Raw genomic sequence first — 18418 nt, 5'->3', positions numbered from 1 at the left:
AATGGCATCGGCATACCAATCGGCCAGCCTCTATGGAAAACAGGGACGAAACTTTGCATGCTACAACCCCTCCAATAACAGCAAGCTTTTCATCTTCGCGTTCATGCCTACGATTTCCGTGCTGATGCAGGAAGGACAGCCGTCTTCGCACGGGCATTTTCTTATGAGTTCCATGGCTGCCGCCTTCACTTCGTCGAATCGTTTATAAACATCGTCCGCCAGCCCGATTCCGCCCGGGTAATGGTCGCAAATGAATATCGTAGGCAGGCCGGTATGGTCTGCTTTGATTTGCGAAATCACATGCACGTCGCTTCGGTCGCACATGACCAGCACGGGCACGATATGATTCATGACGTTCGCGATGCCCATCAATAGCAGCTCCAGCGTCTTGGCTCCTAGCTGCGGATCCACGTCCTTCAGCTCGATCCAGGCTGCGCTCGTATGCAGTTCTTGTTCTGGAAGGAAGATCGGTCCGCTCCCGATATTCTCCCCGCTCGAAAGCCGGATTTTCTTATATATGGTCGGGATAGCCGTCACGCTTACATCGCCGAAATTGATCGTGCCTGTCGTCCGATTGTTCGTCTTGTCAATCTCCAGCACTTTCGTATGGACGGCCAGATTGGCATCCGTGTAGTATTCGACGTCCACCTCGCGAACGTACGCTTTCTTATGATCCCAGTCCAGCTTCTCCACCTGGAATTGAACGCCCTGGTGCAAATAGATCGCTTCGTCGTGCAGCAGCGTCATGGCGCTGAACCGGTCCATCTCGCCAATGATCTTCACGTCGCCCGTAACGGACTGGTCGATAATGACCACGTTCTCTTGGGATGCGGACCGTAAGCTGACATTGCTTGCGGGGAAAGCCAGATTTGCCCAATAAAAGGTGTCCTTGTTCCGGTTCAACACCCGCTCTTCCACCAAATATTCCATGATATCCGTTACGTCCAGCGGTCCGAATTGTTCGGTTTCCTTGAAAGGCAATTCATAGGCCGCGCATTTCAAATGATCCACAAGAATAAGCAAGTTTTCGGGATTTATGCGCGCATACTCCGGGGATCGTTCAAAGAAATAGTCCGGATTCTGAACGATGTACTGGTCGATCGGCGTCGAACTGGCGACCATGACGATCAACGCTTCGCCATGCCTTCGGCCCGCCCTTCCCGCTTGCTGCCACGTACTCGCGATGCTTCCGGGATAGCCGGTCATGATGCACACTTGCAGCTGCCCGATATCCACGCCGAGCTCGAGCGCGTTCGTGCTGACGACGCCAAGAATTCCGCCGTCCCGCAGCCCCTTCTCGATCTCGCGCCGCTGCTGCGGCAAGTATCCGCCACGGTAGCCGCGAATGGATTTCGCGCCTAACTCATTGCGAACGAGTTCCTGCAAATGACTTAAGATCAGCTCGACCCTGACTCTGCTGCGGGCAAAGACGATCGTTTGAATTTTATTTTTCAGAAAATCGCGCGCCAGCTGGTTGACCTCGACGGTAGCGCTTTTCCGGATATTGAGCGGTTTGTTGACGATCGGCGGGTTATAGAAGACAAAATGCTTTCTCCCGCGGGGCGCGCCGTTATCATCGATGAGCCGCATCGGATTTCCTGTCAGCTGCTCCGCCAACGCCTTCGGATTCGCGATCGTGGCCGAGGTGCAGATGAAGATCGGGTTGCTTCCATAGAAACGGCAAATCCGTTTCAAGCGGCGAATGACATTCGCGACATGGCTGCCGAACACGCCGCGGTACGTATGCAGTTCGTCGATGACGACAAACTTCAAGTTCTCGAACAGGCTCACCCATTTGGTATGATGCGGCAGAATGGCCGAATGCAGCATATCCGGATTCGTGATGACGATATGTCCGGCTTTGCGCACGACTTGACGAATTGTCGGGGACGTATCGCCGTCGTAGGTGTAGCTCTTGATATCGATGCCCATTTCATTAATGATCTCGTTCAGTTCGCTCTTCTGGTCCTGAGCCAGCGCCTTGGTCGGGAAAATATAAAGCGCCCGGCTCGTATCGTCTGCGGCAATGGCCTGCAGCACCGGCAAGTTGTAGCACATCGTCTTGCCCGATGCCGTCGGCGTAACGGCAACGATATTCTCACCTTTGCTCACCGCCTGATAAGCGGAATGCTGGTGCGTATACAATTCCGTAATGCCGCGTCTCGTCAGCGCGTCCCGGATTCGGACATCCACGCTTTCGGGAATGGGTCTTGCGTTTGCCTCCTGGGGCTCTATTTCATGCCAATGAATGACGTTTTCGTTGCTGCGCAGCTCGTCGATGAGTTCCGGCAGCGGTTTCTTTTTTAACATAGACGGCTCACCTCTTATATGCATCATTTTAGCGAATATCTGTTCGCTTGACTAGAGAGTGGTGCAAACCGTTTTTGTGGAAAATAATTCTGTACTTTTAAAACATTTAACCCTATAAAAATTGCAACTTCAAAAGCTTTACACAACCCCCTAAAAGCGTTTCACAACCCCCTAAAAGCGTTTCACAACCCCCTAAATCCCCCTTGCCTAAGGGGGACCCCAGGGACTCCGTCCCTGGACCCGGATTTGGCGTGCCTTCTACTGGGCCGTCTTCGAAGTTTCGATTGATCGCGGCTCGTTTTCGTCCGTTGGCACGGACACACTTTCAGGTGGCGTTCTTCCTTTACTGGGTGCCTGTTTCACAACCTTTCCAAGATACCATTCAAAGCGTTTCACAACCTCCTCAAAGCGTTTCACAACCTCCTAAAGCGTTTCACAACCCCCTAAATCCCCCTTGCCTAAGGGGGACCCCAGGAACTCCGTCCCTGGACCCGGATTTGGCGCGCCTTCTACTGGGCCGTCTTCGAAGTTTCGTTGGTGGATGGCTCGTTTTCGTCCGCTGATGCGGACACACTTTCAGGTGGCGTTCTTCCTTTACTGGGTGCCTAATTTTAGTTTCGAGCAACAAAAAGACCCTTGGAAGTGGCCGATTACATCAGCCAGGTTTCCTTGGGTCTTATTACTCCTTAGAGCCGTTTCAAACATTCATGCACGATCAAACGAACGGCGGCTGCCAGGTTTTTTTGTTCCAGCCGATTTGGTCGGTGAGTACGTTTAAATTCCGGTCCAGCGTGACCGCTGCTGTGAAAGGCAATCGGCGATGATGCCAGAAGCGAACGTCGCTCCAGGTTACGAGATATCCGTCGACTTCCTCCTGGACTTTCACGTGGATCCGTTCGGAGAAATGATGGAATGCGCGCACGCCTTCGGCGATCATCGTCGCTTTTGCGGCTTCTGCCAAGCTTTCCGGCTTCGCTTTCAACAAGCGCGTGACTTCATTCACTCTGCCGTGCTTGAAATACCCGGTCATGTACTCGTCTCCCAGGTCGATGACGAACTGCCATGCGGTGCCAAAGAACGTCGGCAGCATCGTGATATGCGCTCGATCCAGCTTATAATGCGCACTAATGTGCGCCATCACATTGCGGTAAACGACAATCCGCCATAGGAGATACGCCGCCGTCATGGCATACACGAATTCGAACACGGCTACCGCCTGCGAATAGCCGAACAGCCACAGCAGTGCCGCCGCTCCGTGCGCCGCGAACAAGTAAGGATCGAATAAGCATAATACGTCGAGATGCAGCCATTTGCGCGTAAACGGCCGTAAGCATTGGACGCCGTAAGCATTGAATAAATCAAGGACAATGTGAAAACAGACCGCGAACAGCGTCCAGAGTATGACGATTCCGCTCCATGCTCCTGCGCCGAACAGCCATGCGATCGGCAGGCCGAGAAGCGGAGCCCAAGCCAGTGGCGCCGGCAGCGAATGCGTCAATCCGCGGTGATTGCGAATATAGGCAGACGGTCCGCGCAGCCGCATGACGGAATCGAAATCCGGGGCGTGGCTGCCCAGCAGCGTGGCCGCGAGAATCGCGTACTGCAGTTCAGAATGCGCTGCGACTGCTGGAACTGCCAGCGACATTCCCGCTAACGTAACGCCAAACAACAGATGACTTCCGGTGTCCATGCATCATCATCCCTTCGTCCTCTGAACGTTGTTGGTTTGCGCCATCATCGTAACAACGGACTGTCAAGGGAGCATTCGGATATCGTTACGAATTTGTAAGCGGTAACCTCGGTACGTTGATTTCCGCCATTTCGACGGCAGGCTCGATCTGCTCGAAAATCCCTTTTACGCCGTTCGCCAGCTCTGCGACCTCTTCATCGTCATAGCGCGAACTGAAATGCGTTACCACCAGCCGCTTCGCTCCCGCATCCCGGGCGATTTCGGCAGCCTGCGTAAAGGTGGAATGGCCGTACGCGGCCGCTTTCTCCTCGAGGCCTCCAGCGAACGTTGCTTCATGCACAAGCAGGTCGGCGTTACAGGCAAGCCTGACCGCATTCTCGCAGGGGCGCGTGTCGCCGAGGATCGTCACGACGCGGCCGGGATGCGGTTTGCCCACGACGTCGGACGCCGTGACGGTAGTGCCGCATGCCAAGGTAACGTCCTCCCCCCGCTTCAGCTTGCCGAATAACGGTCCGGCCGGGACGCCAAGCTCGGCAAGCCGCTTCAAATTCAACTGCCCGCTCAGCGGCCGTTCCGTAATGCGGAATCCGAAGGAGGGCAGTCGATGCTGCAGCTCCGCGGCTTCCACGACGAAACGGTCGTCGGCGATAATTTCGCCTTCGGTGATTTCGACGACGTGAAGCTCGTACCCCAAATGAACGCCCGTTAGATTGAAAATGCTATCCAAGTACGCTCGCAGACCTTGCGGTCCATATATTGTCAGCGGCCCAGCGCCTTCAAAGTAACCCCGGCTGCTGAGCAAGCCCGGTAATCCGTAGATGTGATCGCCATGCAAATGCGTGATGAAAATCCGCTCCAGCTTGTTCAGCTTGAGCTTGCTGCCGAGCATCCGATGCTGCGTACCTTCACCTACATCGAACAACCAGAAGCCGCATTGCGGCTCGGGCAGCGACAAGGCAATCGATGTGACATTGCGGGATCGCGTCGGTCTTCCTGCGCTGGTGCCAAGAAACATTAGCTGCAAGCTGCTCCCTCCATTCCTTCGCCTGACGGCAATACTTATAACAATACCCTCCAAAGGGCACGGTTCATACCATGCTTTGGAGGGTACTTCTGCTTTTGCTTACACTTTCTCGACGTTAAAATATTGCGCTTCCGGATGTGCGAAGACCATGGCGGACACCGAAGCTTCCGGTTCCATCATGAATCCTTCCGTCAGCTGCACGCCGATATCTTCCGGATGCATGAGCTCGAACAGCGGCCCTTGGTCCTCCAGGTTCGGACATGCCGGATAACCGAACGACACGCGGATACCTTGATAACGGGCGCCATGGCGCTGTTTCATCGTCATATCCGGATGATCCGGGAAGCCCCATGAATCGCGCATCAAGTGATGCACGCGTTCCGCCATCGCCTCGGCAACTTCCAGCGCGACGGATTGCAGCGCATGCATGCGCAGGTAATCGCCGTTGTCTTTGGCCTCGCTCGCTTTCTCGCGCACGCCTTCGCCCGCCGTAACGACGAGGAAGCCGACGTAATCCATCACGCCGCTTTCCACGGACTTCAAGTAGTCCGCCAAGCAGAGATAAGGCTCCACTTGCTGGCGCGGGAAGGAGAAACGTTTGATTTCCACTCCCGGCTGCTTCGGATCATAAATGATAATGTCGTTGCCCGAAGACTGTGCCGGGAAGAATTGATACATCCCATGAGCTTGCAGCATGCCTTTCGCCGCTTCATCCAACAAACCGTCGACAGTCGCCTTCAGGCTGACTGCCTTATCGTTGCCTTCTTTCAACAGCGTGTCGACATTTCCCTTAAGTCCCAAATGGTGCCCAAGCAGCATTTGCATGTTGACATACGGCACGATGTGCGGGACTGGCACATTGCGGAGCACGTGACGGTCCAGGTCAGGCGGAATATAGACCGGCGCATCGACCGAGATATTCGATTTCACCGCGCGCGTCAGTTCAGGCAACGGCTTCTTCACTTCGTCTTCCAAGCCGCCTGAAGCTTTGTACGCCGCCATTTCTTCCTCGTACGCAAGGCGATGATGCTGATCCATCAGCTTGTTTGCGATATCCAGTCCGTCCATCGCGTCCTTCGCATACAAGACAAGGCCGTCGTATTCCGGACCGATCCGCGTCTTCGTGAACTTCCTCGTTAGCGCGGCGCCGCCGACCAAGATCGGCGCATCGATGCCGGCATTGCGTAAATCCTGCGCCGTCAAGACCATCTGCTGCGCTGATTTGACGAGCAAGCCGGACAGTCCGATCGCATCGACCGGTTCCTTCCGGTACGCTTCAATGATTTGATCCGGTGGTACCTTGATACCCAGATTGATGATTTTGTAACCGTTGTTGGACAAAATGATCTCCACCAGGTTTTTCCCGATGTCATGCACGTCGCCCTTAACCGTTGCCAGCATGATCTTGCCTTTGACCGCGCTTTCCGTCTTCTCCATATGCGGTTCCAAATAGGTGACCGACGCCTTCATGACTTCGGCGCTTTGCAGCACCTCCGCGACGATCAGCTCGTTATTGTTGAACAGCCGTCCGACTTCTTCCATGCCGCGCATCAGCGGTCCGTTAATGATTTCGAGCGGCGAATACTTGCCCATTGCGATATCGAGATCGGGATACAGACCTTCCTTCGTTCCTTCCACGACGTAAGAAGCCAGGCGCTCCTCCAGCGTCAAGGTTGAGATCTTCTCCTTCTTCACGACCTTCTTCTCGCGGAAAGCAGCGACGAACGCGGCAAGCGTCTCGTCGTTCGTATTGTAGATAAGCTCTTCCGCCAAGCGGCGCTCTTCTTCCGGAATGGATGCGTAACGCTCCAGCTTCTCCGTATTGACGATCGCGTAGTCGAGGCCGGCTTTCGTCGTATGGTACAAGTATACCGAATTCAGCACCTCGCGGCCCGCGTCCGGCAAACCGAACGAGATGTTGCTGAGTCCAAGGATCGTCTTCGCCCGCGGGTACTTGGCTTTGATCATCTTAATGCCTTCGATCGTTTCCACGGCGGAACCGATGTACTGCGGGTCGCCGGAGCCGACCGGGAACATGTTCGGGTCGAAAATAATATCTTCCGGCTGCATGCCGTATTTTCCTGTCAACAGCTCGTACGATCGCGTAGCTACTTCCATCTTCGCTTCGCGCGAAACCGCTTGACCGCGCTCGTCGATCAGAATACATACGACAGCTGCCCCGTAACGATGGATCAGCGGCAAAATTTTCTCGAATTTCGACTCGCCGTCCTCCAGGTTGATGGAGTTGATGATTGCTTTGCCCTGCGAATATTTCAAGCCCAGCTCGATGATATGATCGTACGTCGAATCCAGCATCAGCGGCACTTTGATCTTCTTCACGACTTCCGGCAGGAACCGGTGTACCGCATAGGACTCGTCGATATCGGTATCTTGAAGGTTGATATCGATAACATGCGCGCCGCCCTTCACTTGGGCGCGGGCGATTTCGGACGCTTCATCGAACTTCTCTTCCTTGATCAGACGTTTGAATTTCCGCGAACCGGAAATATTCGTCCGCTCCCCGATCATGATCGGACGGTTCTCCTCTTCGATAAAAACGGTCTCGATTCCGGAAACCGCCGGCGGATGATCGCCGAATTGCTTACGCGGCTCGTAATTTGCCAGCGTTTCCGCAAGCGCCTTAATATGCGCCGGCGTCGTTCCGCAGCAGCCCCCTGCAATATTCAGCCAGCCATGCTCGGCGAAATCGGCGATTTTCTTTGCCAGCGAAGCAGGCGATTCATGATAGTTGCCGTTCTCGTCCGGCAGTCCGGCATTTGGATACACGCTGACAGCCGTTCTCGCAAGACCCGACAACGTTCGGATATGGTCGCGCATGAATTCCGGTCCCGTGGCGCAGTTCAGACCGATCGAGATCGGGTTCATATGCTCCAAGGAAATATAGAAGGATTCGATGTTCTGTCCCGCGAGCGTCGTGCCCATCGGCTCGATCGTTCCGGAAATCATCAGCGGCAGCGTGATGCCGGATTCTTCGTAAGCCTTATGAATCCCGATCGTGCCCGCTTTGACGTTTAGCGTATCTTGCGATGTCTCGAGCAGCATGGCGTCAACGCCGCCCTCGATTAAGGCCAGCGCCTGCTCGTAATAATCGTCGACGAGCTGGTCGAACGTGACGCCGCCCGTGACGGACAGCGTTTTGGTCGTCGGACCGAGCGCGCCGGCAACGAACCTCGGATGATCGGGCGTCGAATATTTATCAGCGGCAGCGCGTGCAAGCTTCGCAGCGGCCAAATTGATTTCGCGCGCTTTCTCAGGGATGTCGTACTCCGCCAGTACGACGCCTGTCGCACCGAATGTATTGGTCTCGAGAATATCCGCGCCTGCGGCCAAATATTCCTCGTGGATCTCTTGTATCACGTCAGGACGGGTCAGCACGAGCATCTCGTTGCAGCCCTCAAGCTCCTCGCCGCCAAAATCATCCGGACCCAAGTCGCGCTGTTGGATCATCGTACCCATCGCGCCGTCCAAGATGAGGATGCGCTTCGCCATCATTTCCTGTATCGTCGGTCTCGTCATTGAAGCACTTCCCTTCCGAAGCTGCCGTTTCAAAAATCCGATCTTCTTCAAGACCGGCACATCGTGCAGCTTAAAATCATTTCCCTATACTCTACCAGAATTCGACCCTTGTGAAAAGGCATTTCCACCCTGCCTGAAAGCTTTGTGCGTCTGTCGACAGACCAAACATAATGTTTTATAATTATTCTGATCGGAATTACGATTTCATGGTGAAAGTAGGGATTCAATTGGCAGAAATACGCGTACGCGACACCAACGAGCGCATCAGCGGCGAAGAAAACGTCCGTGCTTTTCTAGAGAAGCAAGAAGTGCTGTACGAGCACTGGGATGCCGCTAAGCTCCCGGCCGAACTTCATAACAAATTCGTGCTGAGCGACGAAGAGAAAGCGACGATCCTCGCGACTTACGACGCGGAAATCCGCGATTTGGCCGCACGCCGCGGTTATCAAATCTGGGATGTCATCTCGCTGTCGGACGCAACGCCGAACATCGAAGAACTGCTCAAGAAATTCGAGCAAGTCCATACGCACACCGAAGACGAAATCCGCGGTATTATATCCGGACGCGGCATCTTCATCATCAAGGGCGATGAGCAAACGGGTTACTTCGATGTAGAGCTGGAAGCCGGCGACGTCATCTCCGTGCCGGAGAACAAGAACCACTTCTTCACCTTGATGGACAATCGCGAAATCATCGCCGTGCGTCTGTTTATCGAGAAAGACGGATGGATCGCGCATAACGTTGACGATCCGGCGTTCGCGAAATAGCATGCGCGGAGGTCGTGACCTGCGGCTGGAACGAGTCTCCACTCGCTGTTGTAGTTCTGATTTCTTTGATTATATAAGTGAGTATCGGTTGAAATCAGACTACAAAGGCGAACGCTTAAGGATTTTCGGAGAAAATCCACGTCGGAAGCATAAGCTGCTGCTCCGACTTCATTCCAGCCTCCGGTCACTCCTCGCTTATGCTATTTGGTCCTAAACAAAAAACCAAACAAAAAGGAGACCTGCCTTCGGATAGGTCTCCTTTTTGTTTGGTTTCTTCAAGTGCCATTGTCGGCTGCTAATACTAGTAGCCGCCAGCGCTTCGTGCCTGCCTAACTTAAACAAGCAGCGGCAGCAATTCTTCCAAATGCTTGATTTCATGGGTAGGAATGATTTCATCGTTGCGCTGCATGCCGTGACGGTTGATCCACACCGACGTCATGCCGATCGTGTTCGCGCCGAGAATGTCGGTCGTCAGCTTGTCTCCGACCATGATTCCGTGTTCCGGTTCGATGCCGAGACGTTCGAGGGCATGATGGAAAATCTCCGCGGCCGGCTTTCCTTTGCCGAACTCGCCGGAAATGACGATATGGTCGAAGTATGGCACGATCGCCGGCACGCCTGCCAGCTTCTCGCGCTGCAGATCCGGAGAACCATTCGTCAACAGCAGCAGCTTGTAGCTTCCTTTCAGCTTATCCAGCACGGCAAACGTTTCTTCGTATACGTACGGACGTTTGCGGCGTTCTGCCGGGAATTGCTCCGCTAGCTGCGCGCCAAGCGCAGGATCGTCGACGCCGAGCGCGAGAAGTCCGCGCGTCCAAGCGTCTTTCCGATAACCTGGCGCGAGCTGCTGCAGCTTGCGGAATTCTTCTTGTTCCCCTTCAAGGAAGTTCGCCCACAACCCTTCGAACGGGTTGATGCCGATCATTTTCGTGAATGGGAACGTTTCGTACGATTCGTATAAGGCGCGCGCCTCGCGGCGGACGGCATCCTCCAACGCCTTCGCTTCTACGCCCGTTGCCGCGGCGGCTGCTTCGCAAGTCGCGTCGAACGCTTCTTGAACACTGCGGTCATCCCACAATAAAGTATCATCCAAATCGAATAAAACTGCTTGTTTAGCCATCGTTTCCAGTGCACTCCACTCTCTTTATTTTTCGGTATACGGAATTCCGTGCTGTTCGGCAAATGCTTTAAGCCGCACTGCGATTTGTTCGGTCGGATAACGGTTCATGACGCGCGAGAACACCCAATTACCGCCTTTATGCTGCTCGATAATGACGTAGCCCTTCTGTGCGGTAATTCCTTTGACGTTGCTAATGTTCACGTCGCGGTCACCGGCGAAACGGCGGGAACGAACGAAATCCCGGCCAACCGACAGATATGGCCTGCGAAGCGTAAACGTGCCTGCCAGCACGACGTACAACCCGATCGTAACCCAGAACATCGTGTCGTCCGGTTTGAACGAGTCGGATGTCGTCGTAACGATCACATAGAAGAGAATGAACAACAATAAGAACGCCGGCATGAGATAACTGCGGCCTTTAAAGGTGTCCATCGATGCCTTTTCCGATTTCGCCGACATCAGCGGGGCTTGCCCGTGTTTCTTACGCTGTTTGTTAATTTGAGTCTGGTTTTTCTGTACTTTACGCTGCCACGATCTTGACACGAATGATCCCCCTCAACGATCTACAAACGATTCAATTCACATCTATTACATATAGGAGCTTTATAGAGGCCGGGCGAATTTGGTAATGAAACGGTTCGGGTATTCGCTAGGAAGCGCGCTGGCTTCATCCAGCCTGTTCCAGATCGATTCCGGCATCGTCCAGCCGATTGCGCCAATGTTGTCCTCGTATTGCGCCAGCGTGCTTGCGCCGAAGATTGGCGACGTAATGCCTTTGCGCTGCAGCAGCCAGGCAAGCGCCACTTGGGACGGCGTTTTGTCCAGTTCAGACGCTGCGGCTTGTACAGCTTCAAGGATGGCAAAGTTTTTGTCCGAGGAACGAAGCGCCCAGGAGCTTTCTCCTTGCTTCGACGTCAAACGGCCGCTGGTCGGCTCTTCATGGGTGTAGCGTCCGGTCAGGAACCCGCCGCCGAGCGGAGCCCAAGGAATAATGCCGATGTTCTCCTCCAGGCAGAGCGACAGCATTTCACGGTCCATTTCTCTGCTGACAAGACTGTACTGCGGCTGAATGGAAATAAACCTGGCAAACCGGTCGCGGTCGCTGACGGCCAGAGACTTCATCAACTGCCAGGCGAAGAAGTTCGAGCAGCCGATATAGCGCACCTTGCCTGCCGAGATCAGATCATCCAACGCACGAAGCGTCTCGTCAATCGGCGTTGCCTGGTCCCAAACATGCACCTGATAGAGATCGATATAATCGGTATCCAGCCGTTTCAGGCTCGCTTCGACCGCATCCATGATATGTTTGCGCGAAAGGCCGCCGCTGTTCGGACGTTCTCCCGTCATCATCCGGACTTTCGTGGCAAGCACGACTTCCGAACGACGATTCTTGATTGCTTTCCCCACGATTTCTTCCGAACGGCCTTGCACGTACACATTGGCCGTATCGAGGAAATTACCGCCCCGGTCCAGAAAATCGTGCATCATCGTAATGGAATCCGCTTCGCTCGTCGTATTGCCGAAGGTCATCGTACCCAAGCATAGTTCCGAAACCGCTAGCCCGCTCCGGCCCAATAGCCGATATTGCATTTGCGTTCCCCTCCTATTATTAGGTAACGTTGCGCACCGCTTGCTGTCCAATCGTACGAAGTACCGGTGCATATCACGTCCGTTAAACGATCATGCTGATCGATTAATGCTTGATCGAACCCCCGCCGCCGTCATTGCCTTCTTCGTCTTCCGCCCACTTGATCGTATCCAGCTGGTTGCGGAAATTGCTCTTGAAATTGTCCAGATAAATACGACGAAGCTCGTCGCGCTCCGCCACTTCCTCCGGCGTTAAGCCGACGGACTTGTTTTTTCTTGAAAGCTCGTTAATTCGAGCGATGATTTTCTCCATTCTATGAATAGCTCCTCTCATCATTTTGGCCAACATCACATTCTTTACTTTGACATTTTTAAACGTCCATTGTCAAGGCGAAAGCCCCCTTACTAAGCGCAACGGCGCAGTGATTGCCGACAAAATAGAAAGAGACCGAAACGGACATCCGTTCGGTCTCAAGACTCTATTGCATGCCAAGCCAATTAACTGCCGGCAGGAACGATAAGCGTCTGTCCGGCTTCCAGCTCGCTGGAGCTTAAATTGTTCCGCTTCTGCAAGTCGAATACGGTGCGGCGGATATCCTCGCCGTCTTTACGAACCGTGCTTGCAATTCCCCATAACGTATCGCCGGAATTGACGACGATGACTTGTTCTTCCGCGCTCGGTTCGGCAGGACGTTCTCCGTCGGCATGTCCCGTTAATAAGGACAGACCGACGAACAACAACACAAAGAATAATGAAGCACCTGCTAACCGGACGAGTATGCGTTCGACAGCACGGTCTTTCCGTGAACCGCGGACTTGACGTCCTTTAGTAGAATTTTCTTTATAAGCAGTTGAGTATGAAGATATTGTTTGCATCATGATCAGCACCCCAAACGTTTGTTCTGTTATCGTGAACTCAGAATAACACGAACATCCGTTTGCAGTCAACAACTTTTAGAACGTTTGTTCGCACGAAAATACGAACTTGTGTTTCTCGAACTTATGTTTGTACGAACTCCGGTTCTGTGCTATAATTTTACACAAATGAACCTTTGGAGTGATTCCGGTGTCGAAACTTTCAAACCGCCAGCAGGCGATACTAGAATTCATCAAGGCGGAAGTTCGGGATAAAGGCTATCCGCCTTCTGTTCGCGAGATCGGCGAAGCGGTCGGACTGGCTTCCAGTTCTACCGTTCACGGTCACCTGGACCGTTTGGAGAAGAAGGGCCTGATTCGCCGCGACCCGACGAAGCCGCGCGCAATCGAGATTTTGGACGGCGAAGACAACGAACTTCCGTTCCCGCTCGCGATTGCCAAAGTGCCTGTCGTCGGTAAAGTTACCGCCGGCGTACCGATTACCGCAACGGAGAATATCGAAGAATACTTCCCGCTTCCGGCTGACAAAGTCGGCGACGATACCGTATTCATCCTTAACGTAATCGGCGAGAGCATGATCGAAGCCGGCATTCACGACGGCGACTACGTAATCGTCCGCCAGCAGCAGAACGCCTCCAACGGCGATATCGTCGTAGCCATGACGGAAGACGACGAAGCGACAGTCAAGACCTTCTATAAAGAGAAGGATCATATTCGTCTGCAGCCGGAGAACTCCACGATGGAACCGATCCGTCTGCGCAATGTCAGTATTCTCGGCAAAGTTATTGGACTCTTTCGCGATATCCACTAAATGCGGCATCAATAAGGGCAGTCACCGGCTTTTCCAAGCGCGGTAGCTGCCCTTTCTCGTTCTCGCTAGTTCGCTTCTTGTCCGTTAACCTACGATTTCCCGGAACAATAAATTACGATAAGCGAACGTGCTGCTCGTATATTTAAAGTTCAGCTCCACCCCCGAGAAACGGACCTCTATGGTTTTCAATGCCTTCGTTGTCACCTGTTGTCGAATAAGGCAGCGAACGCGAGAAACATGATTGGCGTTGATCGCTTCGGCCAGCGCGGATGCATATGCTGTCGAACGCGCGAGCTTACGGTAGAACGGAAGAACGGCTCTCGATATAGCCCGATTAATAGGCGTCGAGAACGTGAACTGCGTCGTGCCCGGCGGTATCGTCGTACCGTTCGAATATTGCTGAATCGGTTCGGGGAACGCAAAGTCAATGAAATAACCGATGCCGTTCACAGAGAAGCTGTCGTACTTCGCCATCGGCGCAACCGATTTGAACATGGCGATCAGCGTATCCAGATCTCCCTGCCTCACTGCTTTCGACCATCTCAAGGCAAAGCTCTGATTCCGAGCGATCTTGCTGTACAAGGGGATCATCATGGAAGCGACCCGGGAGAGAATGTAACCGGGAATACGAATCGTTCCGCTCCTCGCATTGCTTTTACCGCCCATACTCGTCTCACCCTCTTCATTAAGCCTAATGTGGCATCATATGCGGCAGATGTCTTACGAGTGAGAATATGCCCGCCGCTCAAGCATCTATCGACCCGTTCCCTTTCAACGCAAAAAGGCATCCGATCCAATCGGATGCCTTCTGCAGCAACGTCTTAAACGTTCACAAACCGCCGCAATCTTATAAACTAGCAGATCTCATTTAACTATGCAGCATCATCCACCTGTATTATTCAGGCAGTGGATACGTTCTAAGATCGGGAAGTTCGTCGCGCGTAACGGTGAAAGGATGACGATACACGTTGTTCAACATTTCCCGTTCGGTATATTGATCGGAAACGACGATCTGACCGTCTTCCTGCTTGTGCAGAAATTGTCCATACCACGTACAATTCCACGACCAGAGCGCGCCGTCGGCAATCATCCGATCCGGATCGGCAAGCGGCCCGTTCTCGGATAATGCGATGATTTTGGCTGCTTCCGTATAGCTTAATGCCTGCCGGAAACGTTCGACATTCGATTGATAGTTCTGTTCGGGCGAATAAATATCTTCCCCAATAATGTCCACGAATTCATCGCCCGGGTACCAGTCCTTGGCTTGTCCATTCCACACCCAGATGAGGTTATGCAGTCCATGCAGCCGAGTCATTCGGTCGTGCATCAGCTTCCATAATTGAATGCATGGTTCGGCTCCTTTGGCACCCCACCAGAACCAGCTGCCCGATGCTTCATGAAGCGGTCTCCATAACACGGGTACGCCGGCATCTCGCAGCTGCGAGAGCAGCCCGGAGATAACATCGATATCGCGCAGCAGCAGCGCATAATCCTCTGACGAAGGATCGGCCATCGCTTTAGCGAGATCGAAGGTCGTCGCCGATGTGTAGAACCCGCGGTGCCAGCCATTGTCCGGCGGCAGATCGACCAGATCCTTCGGCGCATTCCAATGCCAGCAGAAGGTGACGATCCCTCCTGCCTCCCACCATTTCAAGGCAAGCGCAGTATCGGTTCCGACGGCTCCCCGTTCCGTGCGGGACGGCGAATCGTTCATGAAATCGAATCCTCCGACAGCCGGATAAGTACCCGTCTCGCGAAGAATCACTTCCATCTCCGGAGTCGAATTGACGCCGATCTGCTGTCCTGTCAACATGCGCTTGCCGTAAGTATCGCACAAGTAAGCCATAAGCCTCTTCGCGCAATCATCCGCTTGCGGATCGATCAATTTCGGTTCAACTCGAAAACGGTGTCCCCAATCATATGCCATCCGGTTCCCTCTCCTCGCGACTAACGTTATTTCCGCGTAATCGTAAACGCAATATCTTTCTGTATCGACGCAGGCGCTTTCATGACAAGCGATCCGTCCTTCGCTTTCACGGCGTTCTCGCCAATGGCCGTACCGGTCCAAGGGTCGTACCATACGACCGTATATGAGCCATCTTCCCAATTCATCAGGTTCACATTCTTGCCGCCTGCTTCGCCTTTCTCGGTAAGCAGCCAGCCGAAAGACAGCTTCTTGCCTTGCATGACCCATGTTTGCCCCTTTGAAGCTGCATCCACTTCGGTATTCACGGGGATCCGCGGTTCATGGAAATCAATCTTTGCGGCGAACGCGGCTAGAACTTTCATCTGCGCAAACATTTCATCGCTGACGTGATCGAAATCCCACCAGACCGGTATCGAAGCCAGTCCGTTCGTCAGCGATACCCATATCGCCTGGTGATATTTCTCCGTATCGACGATATTGCCGGTTTCGCCGATCATAAGCGGCTTCTCGTAGCTGTCCCACCGTTTACGAATATCCTTGGCAAACGAGTCATAGCTGAAATTATAGTAATTTTCCCGATCGGCCAGATCGAGCGTCCGGTAAGCGAAGTCCCAATAATCCTGGCGATTGCCGGCCATGGAGCCCATCGTCGGATGACCGTACGGGTCATTCGCCTTGAAGTAGGCGTGTACCTTCGCTACCCAGGCATCCGTAACCTCGGTCGGGTTCTGCGTCCAGCCGTCCGTGCCGTTGATTTCGTCCACCAAATCCCAGATGCCGAGCGCCTGACTGTACCCCCAACGCGCGATGACGTATCGATAGAGCCGTTCCTGATACTTCCACATCTCTTGGCTGGAATAGAAATCCTTCGCCGGTCCAAGCGCCGAATACCCGTTCTGCGACCAGGTGTTCGGCCACCCTTCCAACTGATCGGTCAAGGAATCATGCGGCCAGATTACAAAGCTCATATGCAGCCCCCGCCGCTCGAACGCTGCGAGCAAATCATCCACGCGCTGCGCTTTCAACGGATCGATTTTGTCGACGCCGGCCTCGAAGGATTGCAGTTGATTTTTCCCGCCGCCATTGCCCTCGTTGTCGTAATTACCGTTCCAATAGGTAATCAGGTTGCCGCCGCTAGCCGCGATCTTATCCAGATTCTCGTCCGTGATGTTCCACGGATACGCAAGCCCAACGCCATAGAAACTAGAGCCGTTCCGATACTCCAAGTACCGTTTGTTCGATTGCGACAGCTGAATCCAGCCCGGACGGTCGGAAGCGGCCGCTTGGAATTCGCCTTCGATCTCGCTGCTCTTGTCGGCACCTCCATGGCCCGTTGCGCGGAACCGATAGGTCCACTTGCCTATCTCATCCGGTGCAAAGCGGAGCTTCCAATTCGCTTCGGTCTCGTCATAGAAGCCGTTAATATTCCACTTCTTGCCCGAAGGCGACGTTAACGCCATCGACAAGTCGATCTGGTCCGGATCGTAAGGATTATCGAAATCACCATCCAAATGCAAGGCAAGCTCAAACTTCTCATATAAGCCGACGTCAGTTGTATTCGCTTTCACATCGCGAATCAGAACTGCTTTTCCCTCTTTAGTTAAAGTCTCCCCTGCCTGAGCTTGGGGCTCAGACGGGGGAGACTTGTTCTCGCCGTTTATTAACGGCATGAATAGGAGAAGCGCCGCTGTAACTGTTAGGATCCCGCCGGCCGATAGGAGGACAAGCGTCCGTTTATTCAACCGTACTCCCCCTCGGGCCTTGAGATTAACCGACGACACCCGAACGTTCCACGCTCTCCACGAAGAAACGCTGCACGAACAGATACATCGCGATCAGTGGAGAAATGGCGAGCAGAATGCCCGTATCAACGATCATGGATACTTGGTTAGGATCCACCTTGACGTTCGTTCCGGTACCGATTCCCATGATGCCAGGCAAGTATTGGTTCACGTCTGCCGGCAGCGATGAGACCTTGATCGACATCAGATCGCTCGCGCTGTTGAACAGCGATGCATAGAAGATGTCGTTGTACTGCCACACGAACGCGAACAGGATAACCGTAATGAGTGGCGGAATCGCGTTTGGCAGCATGATCGTAAAGAAGGTGCGGATACCGCCAGCACCGTCGATAAGCGCCGCTTCTTCGATTTCTGCCGGCATGCCGCGGAAGAACTGCCGGAAGATGTAAATGTACAAGCCGGACTTCAACCCATTGGCGAAGGCTGCCGTAATCAGCGAAGGGCCGTACGTATTCAACATGTTGATGCCTTCTTTTCCGGTCGCGAGATGAATGATGCCGAGAATATCAAACGCGCGGAAGTGAATGTACATCGGAACCATCAGCGTGCTGGTCGGAATCAAGATGGTCAATACGACGAGCGTGAATAGGATATTCTTCCCCGGAAAATTAAATCTTGCAAAGCCGTACCCGGCAAGCGAACACGAAGCGGCTTGCAGGAACGTCGTGGAAGCAGCGAATAGGAGCGTGTTCTTAAGCAATGGCCAATAATTAAGCACAGCCATGGCATACCGTACATTCTCCATCGTGAAATGAACGGGAATCATGTAGATCGTCGGGTTGTAGATGTCCATCTTATCCTTGAAGGCTACCGAGAGCTGTTGAAGGATCGGATAGAGAATGATAAACGAAATCCCAATGATCAGAATGTATCGAAATATCAACCATAACAGCGATACCGATTTATTGCGTGCTTTCTGCATCTGTATGAGGACAGCTTCGCTTTGCAGATCGGGAACTTTCATTGC

15 protein-coding genes are annotated in these 18418 nt (G+C 53.5%); 2 read left to right on the top strand and 13 right to left on the bottom strand.

Annotated features, from left to right (window positions below):
• Nucleotides 1-60: 60 nt before the first annotated feature.
• The 4 genes from GZH47_RS29455 to metH all read right to left on the bottom strand — a co-directional run bounded on the left by GZH47_RS29455 (nt 61) and on the right by metH (nt 8561).
• Entirely contained in the window at nt 61-2310 is a 2250-nt protein-coding gene (locus GZH47_RS29455) for a DEAD/DEAH box helicase (RefSeq protein ID WP_162644640.1), read from the bottom strand.
• A gap of 715 nt (nt 2311-3025) precedes the next feature.
• Nucleotides 3026-4000, bottom strand: a complete 975-nt coding sequence (locus GZH47_RS29450; RefSeq protein WP_162644638.1) for a metal-dependent hydrolase — start codon at nt 3998-4000, stop codon at nt 3026-3028.
• Nucleotides 4001-4085: 85 nt separating this feature from the next.
• Entirely contained in the window at nt 4086-5015 is a 930-nt protein-coding gene (rnz, locus tag GZH47_RS29445; RefSeq protein ID WP_225446601.1) for a ribonuclease Z, read from the bottom strand.
• A 108-nt stretch (nt 5016-5123) separates the two neighbouring features.
• Nucleotides 5124-8561, bottom strand: coding sequence for a methionine synthase (gene metH, locus GZH47_RS29440; RefSeq protein ID WP_162644634.1), 3438 nt, complete (start codon nt 8559-8561; stop codon nt 5124-5126).
• A 227-nt stretch (nt 8562-8788) separates the two neighbouring features.
• Between metH and GZH47_RS29435 the strand changes: the two genes are divergently transcribed.
• Entirely contained in the window at nt 8789-9328 is a 540-nt protein-coding gene (locus GZH47_RS29435; protein WP_162645510.1) for a 1,2-dihydroxy-3-keto-5-methylthiopentene dioxygenase, read from the top strand.
• Between the two features lie 334 nt (nt 9329-9662).
• Here GZH47_RS29435 and GZH47_RS29430 read toward each other — a convergent pair whose 3' ends face one another.
• The 5 genes from GZH47_RS29430 to GZH47_RS29410 all read right to left on the bottom strand — a co-directional run bounded on the left by GZH47_RS29430 (nt 9663) and on the right by GZH47_RS29410 (nt 12779).
• Complete coding sequence (locus tag GZH47_RS29430) at nt 9663-10448, bottom strand: HAD family hydrolase (RefSeq protein ID WP_162644632.1); 786 nt, start codon at nt 10446-10448, stop codon at nt 9663-9665.
• A gap of 24 nt (nt 10449-10472) precedes the next feature.
• Nucleotides 10473-10991, bottom strand: coding sequence for a hypothetical protein (locus GZH47_RS29425; protein WP_162644630.1), 519 nt, complete (start codon nt 10989-10991; stop codon nt 10473-10475).
• A gap of 60 nt (nt 10992-11051) precedes the next feature.
• A complete protein-coding gene (locus GZH47_RS29420) occupies nt 11052-12038 on the bottom strand; it encodes an aldo/keto reductase (RefSeq protein ID WP_162644628.1) in 987 nt (328 codons plus the stop codon).
• Between the two features lie 103 nt (nt 12039-12141).
• Nucleotides 12142-12348 carry a DUF896 domain-containing protein gene (locus GZH47_RS29415; protein WP_162644626.1) on the bottom strand — a complete coding sequence of 69 codons (207 nt, stop codon included), beginning with the start codon at nt 12346-12348 and terminating at the stop codon, nt 12142-12144.
• 185 nt (nt 12349-12533) lie between these two features.
• Nucleotides 12534-12779 (bottom strand): LysM peptidoglycan-binding domain-containing protein, encoded by a 246-nt coding sequence (locus tag GZH47_RS29410; protein ID WP_162644624.1) that lies wholly within the window; start codon nt 12777-12779, stop codon nt 12534-12536.
• A 322-nt stretch (nt 12780-13101) separates the two neighbouring features.
• On the opposite strand from GZH47_RS29410, the gene lexA reads away from it, so the two are divergent.
• Complete coding sequence (gene lexA / locus GZH47_RS29405) at nt 13102-13722, top strand: transcriptional repressor LexA (protein WP_162644622.1); 621 nt, start codon at nt 13102-13104, stop codon at nt 13720-13722.
• Between the two features lie 84 nt (nt 13723-13806).
• Here the strand turns inward: lexA and GZH47_RS29400 are convergent, their stop codons facing one another.
• The 4 genes from GZH47_RS29400 to GZH47_RS29385 all read right to left on the bottom strand — a co-directional run bounded on the left by GZH47_RS29400 (nt 13807) and on the right by GZH47_RS29385 (nt 18415).
• Nucleotides 13807-14388 (bottom strand): hypothetical protein, encoded by a 582-nt coding sequence (locus GZH47_RS29400; protein ID WP_162644620.1) that lies wholly within the window; start codon nt 14386-14388, stop codon nt 13807-13809.
• 229 nt (nt 14389-14617) lie between these two features.
• The gene (locus GZH47_RS29395; RefSeq protein WP_162644617.1) at nt 14618-15649 is read right to left on the bottom strand and encodes a glycosyl hydrolase; all 1032 of its coding nucleotides are present in this window, start codon (nt 15647-15649) and stop codon (nt 14618-14620) included.
• Between the two features lie 26 nt (nt 15650-15675).
• Entirely contained in the window at nt 15676-17391 is a 1716-nt protein-coding gene (locus GZH47_RS29390; RefSeq protein ID WP_162644615.1) for a DUF5060 domain-containing protein, read from the bottom strand.
• Nucleotides 17392-17416: 25 nt separating this feature from the next.
• Nucleotides 17417-18415, bottom strand: coding sequence for a carbohydrate ABC transporter permease (locus tag GZH47_RS29385; protein ID WP_162644613.1), 999 nt, complete (start codon nt 18413-18415; stop codon nt 17417-17419).
• Nucleotides 18416-18418: the final 3 nt, after the last annotated feature.

The organism is Paenibacillus rhizovicinus (genome assembly GCF_010365285.1).
GTDB classification, from domain to species: Bacteria; Bacillota; Bacilli; order Paenibacillales; family Paenibacillaceae; genus Paenibacillus_Z; species Paenibacillus_Z rhizovicinus.
This window is presented reverse-complemented; position numbering and strand designations above follow the sequence as displayed.

Bases quoted from the DNA above. Each gene is read 5' to 3' on its own strand.
- GZH47_RS29455 (WP_162644640.1), bottom strand. From the start codon at position 2,310: ATGTTAAAAAAGAAACCGCTGCCGGAACTCATCGACGAGCTGCGCAGC.
- GZH47_RS29450 (WP_162644638.1), bottom strand. From the start codon at position 4,000: ATGGACACCGGAAGTCATCTGTTGTTTGGCGTTACGTTAGCGGGAATG.
- rnz (WP_225446601.1), bottom strand. From the start codon at position 5,015: ATGTTTCTTGGCACCAGCGCAGGAAGACCGACGCGATCCCGCAATGTC.
- metH (WP_162644634.1), bottom strand. From the start codon at position 8,561: ATGACGAGACCGACGATACAGGAAATGATGGCGAAGCGCATCCTCATC.
- GZH47_RS29430 (WP_162644632.1), bottom strand. From the start codon at position 10,448: ATGGCTAAACAAGCAGTTTTATTCGATTTGGATGATACTTTATTGTGG.
- GZH47_RS29420 (WP_162644628.1), bottom strand. From the start codon at position 12,038: ATGCAATATCGGCTATTGGGCCGGAGCGGGCTAGCGGTTTCGGAACTA.
- GZH47_RS29415 (WP_162644626.1), bottom strand. From the start codon at position 12,348: ATGGAGAAAATCATCGCTCGAATTAACGAGCTTTCAAGAAAAAACAAG.
- GZH47_RS29400 (WP_162644620.1), bottom strand. From the start codon at position 14,388: ATGGGCGGTAAAAGCAATGCGAGGAGCGGAACGATTCGTATTCCCGGT.
- GZH47_RS29395 (WP_162644617.1), bottom strand. From the start codon at position 15,649: ATGGCATATGATTGGGGACACCGTTTTCGAGTTGAACCGAAATTGATC.
- GZH47_RS29385 (WP_162644613.1), bottom strand. From the start codon at position 18,415: ATGAAAGTTCCCGATCTGCAAAGCGAAGCTGTCCTCATACAGATGCAG.